The 13,733-nt window shown below is 48.7% G+C and carries 10 protein-coding genes; 4 read left to right on the top strand and 6 right to left on the bottom strand.

The features are described from left to right. From ACLQ6D_RS17140 to nirB, 5 genes are all read right to left on the bottom strand, one after another. Nucleotides 1-854 (bottom strand): 4Fe-4S dicluster domain-containing protein (locus ACLQ6D_RS17140; protein ID WP_411728521.1); only part of this gene is annotated, 854 nt, incomplete at its 3' end. 186 nt (nt 855-1,040) lie between these two features. After that, entirely contained in the window at nt 1,041-3,197 is a 2,157-nt protein-coding gene (locus ACLQ6D_RS17135; RefSeq protein ID WP_411728520.1) for a molybdopterin oxidoreductase family protein, read from the bottom strand. A 166-nt stretch (nt 3,198-3,363) separates the two neighbouring features. Then, entirely contained in the window at nt 3,364-4,290 is a 927-nt protein-coding gene (locus tag ACLQ6D_RS17130) for a PhzF family phenazine biosynthesis protein (RefSeq protein WP_411728519.1), read from the bottom strand. Beyond that, entirely contained in the window at nt 4,287-4,676 is a 390-nt protein-coding gene (gene nirD / locus ACLQ6D_RS17125) for a nitrite reductase small subunit NirD (RefSeq protein WP_411728518.1), read from the bottom strand. The genes ACLQ6D_RS17130 and nirD overlap by 4 nt, the downstream gene beginning before the upstream one ends. Next, nucleotides 4,676-7,213 (bottom strand): nitrite reductase large subunit NirB, encoded by a 2,538-nt coding sequence (gene nirB, locus ACLQ6D_RS17120; protein WP_411728517.1) that lies wholly within the window; start codon nt 7,211-7,213, stop codon nt 4,676-4,678. The genes nirD and nirB overlap by 1 nt, the downstream gene beginning before the upstream one ends. Nucleotides 7,214-7,656: 443 nt before the next feature. Between nirB and ACLQ6D_RS17115 the strand changes: the two genes are divergently transcribed. The 4 genes from ACLQ6D_RS17115 (at nt 7,657) to ACLQ6D_RS17100 (ending at nt 12,847) form a co-directional block, all read left to right on the top strand. Continuing rightward, nucleotides 7,657-9,147: a NarK family nitrate/nitrite MFS transporter gene (locus ACLQ6D_RS17115; RefSeq protein ID WP_411728516.1), complete on the top strand. Its 1,491-nt coding sequence runs from the start codon at nt 7,657-7,659 to the stop codon at nt 9,145-9,147. A 10-nt stretch (nt 9,148-9,157) separates the two neighbouring features. Further along, nucleotides 9,158-10,894 carry a protein kinase domain-containing protein gene (locus tag ACLQ6D_RS17110; protein ID WP_411728515.1) on the top strand — a complete coding sequence of 579 codons (1,737 nt, stop codon included), beginning with the start codon at nt 9,158-9,160 and terminating at the stop codon, nt 10,892-10,894. 167 nt (nt 10,895-11,061) lie between these two features. Beyond that, a complete protein-coding gene (locus ACLQ6D_RS17105; RefSeq protein ID WP_411728514.1) occupies nt 11,062-12,057 on the top strand; it encodes a hydrolase in 996 nt (331 codons plus the stop codon). 337 nt (nt 12,058-12,394) lie between these two features. Next, nucleotides 12,395-12,847: a YaiI/YqxD family protein gene (locus tag ACLQ6D_RS17100; protein WP_411728513.1), complete on the top strand. Its 453-nt coding sequence runs from the start codon at nt 12,395-12,397 to the stop codon at nt 12,845-12,847. Between the two features lie 294 nt (nt 12,848-13,141). On the opposite strand, the gene ACLQ6D_RS17095 is transcribed toward ACLQ6D_RS17100, so the two are convergent. Beyond that, nucleotides 13,142-13,733: transposase (locus ACLQ6D_RS17095; RefSeq protein ID WP_411728512.1), on the bottom strand; the 592-nt coding region annotated here is incomplete at its 5' end.

Below are 13,733 nucleotides of genomic sequence, written 5' to 3'. Positions count from 1 at the left end.
TGGCTGGTCAGCAGCTTACGACAATTCCAGTGGCGTTCCCTGCCTTGCTTTTCATCAACAACCGGCTTGAACAGGCCGTGCTCGTCATCCCGATGATATTTTAGCGGCATGTCATCGGTGCGGGTCATTTCCCTGTGCGTGGTGCGCGTTTGCTGAAAACGGATGTTCGGTTGCGTAATTTCCGCGTTGGGAAATCCCGGTATTTCGGTTTTGGCTTGGATGCGGTTTTCAGGGATGTTTTCGATAACGCCAAAGTCCAAGGCATTACCAAGACAGGCGGCAACACAGGCCGGTTTCAGGTTAACTTCCAGGCGATCTACACACATATTGCATTTCGACACCTCGCCTTTGACGGGATCGAGTTGTGGCGCATTATACGGACACACCCAGGTGCAGTAACCGCAACCAAAGCAAATATCCGGGTCTTGCAACACCGCGCCATATTCGGCAAATTTCGTATAGGCACGGGTTGGACAGCCGGTTAAACAGACGGGGTCATCGCAATGGTTACATGCCATTGAAATATTAATGCGTTGATAATCAGGGTAAGTGCCGCCTTCGACAAAGCCCACAGAACGAAAAGCAATGTGCGCGGGGACATCATTTTTTTCGCTACAGGCGGACTCACAGGCATGACAACCAATACAGTTATCGGCATTAAAATAAAAACCGTGTTGTTTATAGCGGTCAGGATTTTCTCCAATGCCGCAATCCTCATTGATATTCAGGCTTTTATTTCTCAACTCGCTACTCGCATCGGTCAGCTCGATATTATGACCGTAGCAGTTTTGTTGCTTGCTTTCCGTGTTATTCAGAAAAGCGTATTTGGGTTCGTCATTGCGTACTTCAAACATAATTAATCCAGGGTTGGGTACGCATTGCGTGCCATTTTTAAGCGTTGTGCTTGATACAGTCACCGAAAGGTACGCAGTGCGTACCCTACGACTTCGATTTGTTGGGTTACGCTACGACCGCCATGGATGGCTGAAGTGCAAGCGAACGGTCTGGAACCGTTGCTGCCGCTAACCCAAACTACACTTCTAATAAGTCCGCGATTCCTTGCTTAATTGCGCGGCGAAATCCTGGTCTACGGTTTCAATATTAACTGCCGATTGCTTGAATGCTGGCTGCCTGGAATGAGGATCGAGCAAACCTAATGTTAAGCGGTTAACACAATCGAAAAAATGAAACGGGATAAAGACCATATTTCTGGGTACACGGTGCGTTAGCATCACCATCACTACCGCATCCCCACGGCGGGAGGTAACACGCACATAAGATTGATGCTTGATACCCAAATCTTCTGCCGCATCGGGGCTCATTTCCATGAACGGGATGGGGCTGAACTTGTTATTGTTGCCAATCTTTCCGGTTTTTGTGCGGGTATGCCAATGTTCCACCAGGCGGCCAGTGTTAAGCCAGAAGGGAAACTGCCCGTCCGGCACTTCATTATTGTTGATAAACGGCAAGGGGATGAGTTTTGCCCTGCCATCTGAATAACAAAAGGTCGCAGATTTGCTATACAGGCGAGGTGTACCCTTAGCATCTTGTGCAGCTTGCGCTTCGGTATAAGGCCATTGAATGCCGCGTTGCTTCTCGATCAAGTCATGGGTCATGCCGGAAATATCACACAGACGACCTTTGGAGAGATGCTTCATCTCCTCAAACACCTCGGCAGGGCGTTCCGGGAAATGGATTGTGTGACCGTTCTCAAAGCGTTTGGCCAGTTCGTTAAAAATCTGCATATCCGATTTTGAATCGGCATAGGGCTGTTTAACCTGCCGGGTAAGATTGACCCTGCGTTCGGTATTGGTAAACACACCTTCCTTCTCTGCCCAAATACCAGCCGGTAAAAAGATGTGTGCGTATTGGCTGGTTTCCACGTCAACATACGCATCCTGAACGACCAGACATTCCAGTTTCTCCAAGGTTTTGCGAATGCGTGGCGTATTTGCCATCGAGGTCATGGGATTGGTTGCAACCAGCCATAGACCTTTTATTTCTCCGGTTTCAATCGCAGGGAAAATATCGGTTTCAGTTAACCCCCGCTGTTTCGGGAAAAACTCGGGATCGATGCCCCAAAACTTGGCTATCTCTTCGCGGTCTTCCGGTTTCTCCAATGCCCGGTAACCGGGCAACCCGGAACAGGAAGACCACTCGCGTGTACCCATGGCATTGCACTGGCCGGTAATCGACAGACTGGTGCCGCCCGGCTTGCCGATATTGCCAGTCACCAGATTCAGGTTGTTGATACCCACCACGCCATCTGATCCGTGGGTGCTTTGGTTGATGCCCATCGTCCAGATGCTCATCGCCCGCCCGGCTTTGGCATAAAGCCGCGCTACCGTGCGTATCGTATCTTCATCTATACCGCAAATTTTGGCGGCGCTGGTAGGGTCATAATTTTGGATTTCTTTCGCCAACTCGTCGAAACCGTTGGTATTGGCATTGATATAGTCTCGATCTTCCAGCCCCTCTTTAAGAATGACATGGATTAAGGCATTTTGCAGTACGACATCCGTACCTGGTGTGATGGGTAAATGAATATCCGCGTTTTGCGCAAATATCGTGACACGCGGATCGACGACGATCAACGGAAACCCGCGCTTTTCCTGGGCTTCTTTCATGCGCCAGTAGATAATCGGATGCTGCTCCGGCAGATTGGAACCCCAGGCAATCAGGCAATCGGTATGGTCAAAATCATCATAACACCCCGGTGGGCCGTCTGAACCAAAAGAACGCTTATAGCCGGACACTGCCGAGGCCATACATAAGGTGGTATTGCCGTCGTAGTTGTTGGTGCCAATCACGCCGCGCACCAGTTTACCCAGGGTATAAAATTCTTCGGTGAATATTTGCCCTGTCGAAACAATGGCAAACGAATCCCGGCCATATTTAGCCTGTATGCGCTTGATTTCAGAGGCCATTTTATCCAGCGCCGGATCCCATGCACTAACCGAATACGGCTGATGAATATGGTCGCGTATCAATGGCCTGGCTGCGCGGCCAGTCGCTTCAAAAACCTCATATTCAAAATGACCTTTGAGGCAGAGTTTGCCACGATTAACATCTGCGCCGCCCACTCCACGCGATCCAACGGGTTGACCTTCCGCATTCGTGCCAATTTCAATAGCACATCCGGTAGAGCAATAGCCGCAGGTCGAATAGGTCCATTTGACCACGCCCTTATCAGCCATTTTGATTGGATTTTTTATGTTACGTCCGAACAGCATACTTTATCGCAAACCTTTAATAATTTATATTTGATGTTTCCGCGCTAGCGCAGGAGCAATCCCTTGTGGTTGCCCATAACTACAAGGGGTTGTCTGGGCAGGCACAAGGCCTTCCCCTACGAAGCCCATATTATTTCGTACACGTTCCTAAATCAATAGTGCCCTGTGCAAACAGCACCGCCGCACCGCCTACCCGCAACGCCAATTGTTCATGGCCTTTGTTATCCATTTCCAGATTGATGACACTGCGGCGGCTTTCAGCATCACCCCTATCGACGGCAAAAACATGCGTGCCTTTTTGGGTATGTGCAAAAGAGCATAAGTACGCTGCGAACGCTGGCATGGCGCTACCTATGGGCGGATCGTCGTAAATGCCGATGCGGGACCCAAGCAAACGGGCATTAAAATCGGAATCCACAAAAGGCGTTTTGGGCGCAAACAGCAAAATTTCCTGAGCGGCAGTTTGCGGGGCAATAGATTGGCTCCAGGCTGCACTATTAAATTTAGCCTGTCTGACCGTTGCGTAATTCCACACCGGCACAATCAAATAGGGAAAGCCGCAAGAAACCAGACGCGGCGAGTATTTTTTATGATCCAGTTCTGATTGCTTGATGCTTAAAAAACTGGCCAGTTCTTCATCGGTCGGCGCAAACCGGTCGATAATCGAAACCACTTTGCGGGCAAACTGCACAAAGGTAGGCTTACCATCAACCGCAGTAATATTGACATCAATCGGCCCTGCATTCTGTTCGAGAACAAGGTGTGTAATCGGCTCCGTTAAGGCAATATCGCCGCAACAGCCAAGGATATATGCGGTTGCGATAATCGGGTGTCCGGCAAAATCGACTTCCTTTGTGGGGGTAAAAACGCGCATTTTGCGCTTGTTATCGCTATCGTCTGGATGAAAGACAAAAACCGTTTCCGACATGTTCAACTCCCTCGCCAGGAGTTTCATGGTCGTGTCGCTTAAACCATCGGCATTGGGGAATACGGCTATTTGTGCGCCATTAAACAGTTGCGTGGTAAAAACATCCGCGATGAAATAATCGTATTTCATGCATCGGCCTTTTCGTGAGCGAGGCCTTCAATAACATCCGACGTGACGGCCTGCATTTCTACCCTGCCATTACGAATACGGACTGGATAAACAGGGACAGTGATGTGTCCGTCTTCGAGACAAATACCTGTCTTCAGATTGAAATGCTGCTTGTATAAGGGTGAGGCTACGACAGGCTCGCCCTTGATATCGCCTATCACTCCACGCGATAAGACGTTGGCACGACCGATGGGATCGTAGTTATGGATAGCATAAACAACCTTTTCCTTGGCCACGAAAAAAATAGCCACCTGTTGACCTTCCATCAGTGCGCACACACCTGAATCCGGCTGCAAATCATCTGCGCTACAAACGTCTTTCCATGATGTTTCTATCCCTGGCATCATCAAGCAACCTCCATCATTTTGAAGTGCTTGCGTTCGTCTTCGTCAGCAGGCCGGAGTTGTCCTCGCTCCTCAACGAATATCACGTTATCATCGGGCTGGTCGCTGTTAATAAAATGCCGGAACCGTTTTAGTTTATTTTCATCCTCGATAGTGGCTTTCCATTCGCAGTGGTAGGTGTTGATGACATGTTCCATCTGTTGTTCCAGTTGCCCGCAAAGCCCCAGCTTGTCATCGATAACCACGGCTTTGAGATAATCCAAGCCACCCTCCATGTTTTCCATCCATACCGAAGTCCGTTGCAGACGGTTTGCCGTGCGCACATAAAAAATCAGGAAACGGTCAATGTATTTGATCAAGGTCTCTTTATCCAGACTGGTGGCAAACAGATCCGCATGGCGTGGTTTCATGCCACCATTACCGCAGACGTACAAATTCCAGCCAGTTTCCGTCGCGATGACACCGACATCCTTGCCCTGCGCTTCCGCACACTCACGGGTACAGCCGGATACGGCAAACTTGAGCTTATGGGGCGAGCGCAAACCTTTGTAACGGTTTTCCAACTCTATCGCCAAACCCACACTATCGTCAATGCCGTAGCGGCACCAAGTGCTGCCGACACACGATTTAACGGTACGCAATGATTTACCGTAAGCGTGCCCCGATTCGAATCCCGCATCGATGAGATCTTTCCAGATATGGGGTAACTGGTCAACCCGCGCGCCAAACAAATCCACCCGTTGGCCGCCGGTAATCTTAGTATAAAGTTTGTATTTTTTACCGGCTTGGCCGAGGGCAATCAGCATGTCCGGGCTGATTTCCCCCCCAGTGATACGGGGTACGACGGAATAAGTGCCGTCTTTTTGCATATTCGCCAGGAAGGTGTCGTTGGTGTCTTGCAAGCCTAAATGCTCTTTGGCTAACACGTATTCGTTCCAGTACGATGCCAATATGGAACCGATGGCCGGTTTACAAATGTCACAACCTCTGCCTTTGCCGTGTTTTTCCAGCAGTCCGTCAAAGGTTTTGATTTGCCCGACGACCACGAGGTTATAAAGATCCTGACGGGTGTACGGAAAATGTTCGCAAATATCGGTATTGACCTCTATACCGTGCTTGAGCAATTCGCAGTCCATCACCGATTTTAGCAGGGGTGCGCAGCCGCCACAACCGGTGGAAGCCTTAGTCTCTGCCTTTAACGCGACTAGCGTCGTACATCCTGCTTCTATCGCCTGACAGATCGCACCTTTAGTCACATCGTAACAAGAGCAGATTTGGGCGGAAAGCGGCAGGGCATCTGCCCCCAAACCCACGGACTCATCCGAACGATGCGGCAAAATCAAGGAATCTGGATTTTCCGGCAGTTCAATACCATTCAGGCAGTATTGCAACAAGGTGCCGTAACCGGACACCTCACCGACCAACACCGCTCCCAGTAATTGTTTTTTGTCCTGGCTAACCACCAGACGCTTATAGACTTCGCTGGCTCCGTTTTGGTAGGTGTAAACCAGTGCGCCTTGCGACTTGGCATGGGCATCACCGATGCTGGCGACATCAACGCCCATCAATTTGAGTTTGGTGCTCATATCCGCACCGGTAAAACTGGCCACTTCACCCGCGAGATCGGCAACAACGGTACGCGCCATGGTATAGCCGGGGGCAACCAGACCATATATCATGCCATTCCAAAGCGCACATTCGCCTATGGCATAAATATAAGGATCGGACGTTTTGCACTGGTTATCGATCATTATGCCGCCACGCGCCCCTACCTCCAGGCCGCAATCACGGGCAATGTCATCACGCGGGCGAATGCCGGCTGAAAATAGCACAATGTCGGTTTCCAGTTCTTCGCCGTCAGCAAAGCACATCTTGTTAACGCACTGTGCGCCATCAGTAATCAGTGTGGTGTTTTTGCCGGTGTGTATCTGCAAGCCCAAAGCTTCAACCTTACGCCTGAGCATCGCCCCGCCAGCTTCATCGAGCTGCACCGCCATGAGCCGTGGCGCAAATTCGACGACATGCGTCTCCAAGCCTAAATCTGTTAATGCTTTGGCAGCTTCCAAACCCAATAAACCACCACCTACTACGACACCGACCTTACTGGATTTTGCAGCACTGGCTATGCCTTCAAGGTCTTCAATCGTGCGATAAACCAGGCAGTTCGGCCTGTCATGGCCGGGTACGGGTGGCACAAAGGGATAAGAACCCGTTGCTAAAACCAGCGTGTCATAAGCAATAGTCACGCCTTTTGCAGAAGTGACAGTCTTGCTGTTGCGATCTATGTGATCGGCTTTGTCGCCCAAATGGAGCGTGATGCCGTTGGCTGCAAAAAAATCCTCATCTGCTAAAGCCAGATCTGCTGCCGTTTTCCCGGAGAAAAAAGATGACAAATGCACCCGGTCATAAGCGACCCGTGGTTCCTCGCAGAACGTCGTAATGTGATAACTGTCTTTTGCCCGGCTTGCCACCAGGCTATCCAGGAAATGTTGCCCGACCATGCCATTGCCGATGACTACCAGCGACCGTTTTGTACTCATGCCTTACCTCAAATAACCCGACTTAATACTTTTCAATATACATTAACTGAACCTTGATTGATGTAGAGCAAATTATATACCATAACCATAAGAAACTGAATTCAAAGTTATTTTTTGATAAAAGGCACAAAAACTGTGCATACCGACGCATTAAAATAGTGCATATAGCTCATTTATGGTGCATCTCAGCACTAATAGCCATGCAACATTGGTCTTTGAATTTGTCACGATTGACATGAGGCTTGCTTTGACGATCAATTGGAAGATTAATGAAGCTCGCCCTGAAACGGACACAGCAACACTGATACCTGTATATATAAGGAATCAGAATCTACTGCCCTAATCCAAATCGTCCTCAGCCCCAATAACATTCCATCTGTGTGGCATAACTATTGCTTTAACAAAAATAACACATCTTTATTGTAGGATAGGGCTAGCCATAAATGCCATCACAAAAACTTAATCTCTTTTCGTTTTCAGGAAACATTAAAATTCTGCACATGACCTGGATGGCTTTCTTTGTCAGCTTTGTCGTGTGGTTTAACCATGCGCCATTAATGCTGGCTATTGCCAAGACATTGCACCTAAGCCAGTCGGAAATAAAAACTATCCTGATCTTAAACGTGGCCCTTACCATTCCTGCCCGTATTGTTATCGGCATCCTGGTTGATAAGTTCGGGCCTAAGCGGACTTATTCAACGTTACTGGGGCTAGGCAGTATCCCTTGTTTCATGTTCGCGCTGGCGGATAGCTTTGAACAACTGGCGCTGGCCCGATTTTTAATGGGCTTTATAGGCGCAGGTTTTGTAATCGGCATACGCATGGTTGGCGAGTGGTTTCCGGCAAGACAGGTGGGGATTGCAGAAGGCATTTACGGCGGCTGGGGTAATTTTGGCTCTGCGGCGGCGGCTATAGCGTTGCCGTCGCTTGCACTGATCTTTGGCGGCGACGAGGGCTGGCGTTATGCAATCGGCTGCACAGGCGCTATTTCCCTACTTTATTCGGTCATCTATTTCTTCAGCGTGTCCGACACGCCCAAAGGCTCAACCTATTTCAAACCCAAAAAAACGGGAGCTATGGAGGTTACCAGTATTTGGGACTTGTTATTTTATATAGCGATGAACATCCCTTTATACGCTACCTTGAGCTTGCTCACCTGGAAACTCTCATCATCTGGCGGCGCCAACTACACCAATCTTATATCAGACACCGCCGCTATTGGTATCCACATCGGTATCTGGTGTTTATTTGTGTATAACGTGTACAAGATTATCCATGTCAATGAGGAACACCTACAAAAACCTATTGAAGACATACACAAATATAAATTCAAGCAAGTTGCCATCCTTGACTTGTCCTATATGATTGCCTTCGGTTCAGAACTGGCCGTGGTGTCGATGCTACCGATGTTCTTCTTTGAAACTTTTCATGAATCACAAAATATTACTATGGTCGAAGCGGGCTTGCTGGGCGGTAGTTTCGCCTTTATTAACCTCATCGCCCGCCCGGCTGGCGGCTGGCTTAGCGATAAATTTGGGCGTAAATTATCCTTGACTGTTTTTATGGCGGGCATGTCAACAGGTTATTTCATCATGTCGCACATTAATCCTACTTGGTCGATTACCTTAGTAGTATTATTGACAATGGCCTGCTCCTGTTTTGTCTCAGGTGCCTGCGGTGCGGTATACGCCATCGTTCCATTAATCAAACGCCGTATGACCGGACAGATCGCAGGTATGGTTGGCGCTTATGGTAATGTCGGTGGCGTATTGTTTCTGACTATATTATCCTTTGTTGCACCCTCCCCCTTTTTTTTGGTGATGCACGGGGTTGCCTTGGCCGTACTGGTAGCCGTCCAATTTATTGATGAGCCTAAAGGTCACATGGCAGAAGTTCAGGAAGATGGCACGATTGAGATGATTGAGCTGAATTAATAAATCGTCCATGACCACATCCTTACTCAAAGCCAGCGTCGGTTTTGCTACCGATAAAGGCGTAAAAGACGACAACGAAGACTTTGTCGGTGCTATCATCCCGAACGGACCACAACTGACCCACAAAGGTATCGTCGCAGCCATTGCCGATGGCATGAGCGGCAGCGATGCAGGCAAATTGGCGAGTCAAAGCTGTATCGCCAGCTTTCTCAGCGATTATTTCAGCACACCGGATTCCTGGTCGGTCAAACAGGCCGGGCAAAAAGTCCTCTCCGCCACTAACTCCTGGCTGTATAGCCAAGGGCAAATCCGTTATCAATCGACCAAGGGCATGGTCAGCACCTTGAGCATTATTATCCTGAAATCTACCACGGCATATAGCTTTCATATTGGTGATTCCAGAATTTATCGCTTGCGGAAAGGTAATTTTGAACAGATCACCCGCGACCATCGCATCTGGATTTCCCACGATAAAAACTACCTTAACCGGGCGATGGGCATAGAACCTAAGTTGGAAGTTGATTACAAATCCTTCCCCGTGGAGCAAGGTGACCTGTTTTTGATGACCACAGACGGGATACACGATTTTATCGATGACAAAACTCTCAGGAAACTACTAGCAGAAAGCACAGACCTGGCCCTGCTTGCTGAAAACATTGTGCAGCAGGCCAAGGCTAATAACAGTGACGATAACCTGACTTGCCAACTGCTCAGGGTTGATGGCTTGCCAGAAGCTAAGGAAGATGAAATCCTGCGCCGTCATGCCAACCTGCCCTTTCCACCACCGTTGCAACCGGGCATGTTACTGGATGGCTATCAAATCGAGGCGGAACTGCATGCCAGTAAGCGTACCCAGATTTATCGCGCCCTGGATACCCAAACTAACACCCAAGTCATTCTAAAAACGCCATCCATACTCTACGACGACGATACCCATTTCATCGAACATTTCCTGCATGAAGAATGGGCGGGCAAACGCATTAATCATGAAAATGTCGTTAAAATCATCAGTACCGACCGCCATAAAAGCCGTATTTATTACGTCACCGAATATCTGGAGGGACAAACCCTGAGGGAATGGATAACGGCAAATCCCAAGGCCGACATCATAAAGATTCGAAAAATAGTGTCCCAGTGCGCCAAAGGACTTCGCGCTTTCCACCGCATGGAAATGTTGCATCAGGATCTTAAACCCGAAAATGTCATGATCGACAAACGGGGTGTAGTCAAAATTATCGACTTTGGCTCGGTGAAAATTGCCGGTATCGCAGAAATTGCCCCGCTAGCCTCCAATAATGGAGACAATATCCTGGGCACATTGAATTACACCGCACCAGAATACCACGTGGGCCAACGCGGAACCGTAAAATCCGATCTCTATTCCCTGGCGGTGATAACCTACGAGATGCTCAATGGCAGCTTACCTTTCGGCCAGGATATGCCAGAAAAACCCAGCCAGGGTTTTCTTGCCACACTACGCTATGTACCCAGTTTTCATCATAACCCCATGGTGCCAATCTGGATTGATGGCGCATTAAAAAAAGCCACGTCAATAACCCCACAGTTGCGCTATGACGATTTGTCCGAATTTATATACGACCTGAACACCCCCAACCCCAGCTTTATGCGCACTGAAGATAGCATTCCTCTTGCACAGCGTAATCCTTTACGTTTCTGGCAAGGTTTAAGTGCAATCCTCATCATTATCAACCTGGTATTGCTGTATCTATTGGCGGCAATTAAGTAGCCTTTATTGCGTTTACAATAGAATAGGAATCCCAATTTGGCGACTGCCGACTGTCTTTTCCATGTCTGTAAATGGCTAATTTTTTCATGGCGGTAAGCGGTAGGGATTGATAAATAGTGTGCGAATGGTATTTTAACCAGACATTCGTGCAATGTTACATATAACCCATGTTTACCCAGACAACATTCAAGTCCGCCTGGTGGCTGAGAAATAGCCATTTACAGACGATTTACCCGGCCTTATTAAGAAAAGCACCCAATCCGCCTGATTACCGCCGCGAAAGATTAACGACGCCCGACCATGATTTTATCGACATCGATTATTGTGGAACAGGCAATCAACCTCTGATTATCCTGCTGCACGGCTTGACCGGCAGTTCGCAATCGGGTTATATCAAAGGGCTGCAACTTGCCTTATTCAAACAGGGATTGCGTAGCGCCGCACTTAATTTCCGTGGTTGCAGCGGCCAATCCAATAACAGGGCACGCTGTTATCATTCAGGCGAAACAGAAGATATTCATTTTCTCTACCAAACCTTGCGTCAACTCGAACCCGACACGCCAATCGGAGCCGTCGGTTTCTCATTAGGCGGTAATGTCCTGTTAAAGTGGCTGGGCGAACAAGGGCAAAACTTAAATTTGTTTGCCGCAGTTGCCGTTTCCGTGCCTTTGCTGCTGGGAATTTGCGCAACAAAACTGGATAACGGTTTTTCAAAGAGCTACCGCAGCAATTTACTGAAAGAATTAAAAACCTATATGCACAACAAACTGGGGCATTTGGAAAGCATAGGCCACACGAAAGACGCAATGAGGATCAAAGAATTGGGCGATTTATCGACTATCCGTTCATTCTGGCAGTACGATGACCGGGTAGTGGCCAAATTGCACGGTTTTAAGGATGTCCACGACTACTACAACCGAGCCAGCTCCAGGCAATATCTCAAATCGATTGCTATACCTACACTTTTGATCCAGGCAATAGATGACCCCTTCATGACATCGGAAGTCTTGCCCGACCTGAATGAAATATCCCCCCAAGTACAACTGGAATTTACCCCGCACGGCGGCCATGTCGGTTTCATATCCGGGCGCATTCCATTTAGGCCACAATATTGGCTGGAGCAACGGATACCAGAGTTTTTGCTTAAATACGCCGATCTATGACGAAAATTCTAATAATAATATCCTATGCATAAGAGAAGTTTTCCCCGTATGCCGCGCCGAGCATCGCAGTTTTCGGCGGGAACAGCATGTTATGGGTGCGACTGGGATGCCGCACGTCGCCGAAGGGGCACGAGGCCCCTTTCGGCAACCCCCGTCGAAAACGAGAAGCACAGGAGAAAAGCGGCATCCGGGCGGCCTTTTCTTTGGTTTCTTTCTTTTGGCCGCACAAAAGAAAGAAAACCGCCTTCGGGTGCGGGAACCCGATTAAAAATAACCATCGCAATAGCGACACATAAGAATCACAATATTCACAAAACAAATATCACAAAATCAAATTATGCCCCTACAAATCTGGATCGATGCCGATGCCTGCCCCAATGTCATCAAAGACATCTTATTCCGTGCGGCAGATCGCAAGCAGTTACCTTTAATACTAGTCGCGAACCGTTTTATAGCAACACCGCCCTCCCCTTTTATCAAAGCTGTGCAAGTTGCCAACGGTTTTGATGTTGCCGACAACTATATCGTCCAGGAATGTAAAACCAATGATTTGGTGATTACCGCCGATATTCCCCTGGCGGCGGAAGTGGTTACCAAACACGCCTATGCGCTCAACCCCAGGGGCGAGTTGTATACCAAGGAAAACATCAAGGAACACCTCGCCATGCGCGACTTTATGACCGGGCTGCGCGATACCGGGCAAGTGTCCGGCGAGCCTTCTGCCTTCGGACAACGGGACAAACAAGCCTTTGCCAATGCGCTGGATCGGTTTTTGGCGGTGCATTGTTGAACACTTATTCTGAAGACAAACAGAGTAAATTGGCTTAATCCGCTGTTGTGACAACTGAACATTAAAGCTATTATTCAGCCTATGAAACAACTTAATCAACTTCACTTATCAATAAGTAGGCTAGGTTGAGGAACGAAACTCAGCTTAATTAGGTTAGCTGGTATCAAAAGTGCTGGGTTTGCCAACCCAGCGTACGTACTAAATCGGCCTTGCTTATCAGTGCTGTTATTTCCATTTATTTTTAGGACTCGCTAAAAACTGATACCTTATTGAAAGTTATATGATTTTAATAACTCATGTTACGCGCTTAAGCGTCTGTAGCTCATCAAAAGCCAACCGAACCGCTTTCAGATACAACTTAGCCCGCAAGGCAAAATGATTGAGCTTGTGTTTGATTGAAAGGCACTCCAGGCGGAACGCGGCATAGATCGAAAGGAAGACGTGGTTGCCTTGGGCCCTGACCCGTTGGGTCGGGGATTTGGCCAAGGCCGCATTGGACTTGAGGGTTTTATGGAAGACTTCCACTATCCACCGTTTTTGGTAGATCGTTTGAATCGCCGCTGGGTCGCAGTCGAGGTCGCTACAAGCCAGATACAGGATACCGGTGCTGGCGTCCTTGTTCGTAAAGACTTGGCGGCTCAGCAACACGGGGAAATCCAGCCCCTTGAGCCAAGCCTTGATGGGTTCCTGTTCCGGCCAGGAAAGCTGGTCGATCCGAATGAAGCGGCCTTGTCGCTTGTCGTCCAGGGCCGTCGCCACTGTCCGGTTGCTTTTCAGGGCGACGACAAAGTGCTTGCCAAGGTCTTCGCGCACGAAGGCCAAGTTCTCTTGTGCGGAAAACCAGCTGTCCGCCAAGACATAGCGGTATTTCAATTGGTTCTGGCGG

It is taken from the genome of Methyloglobulus sp. (genome assembly GCF_046714055.1).
Classification (GTDB): Bacteria; Pseudomonadota; Gammaproteobacteria; order Methylococcales; family Methylomonadaceae; genus Methyloglobulus.
The sequence above is the reverse complement of the archived record's forward strand: the minus strand, read 5'-3'. Positions and strand labels throughout refer to the sequence as shown.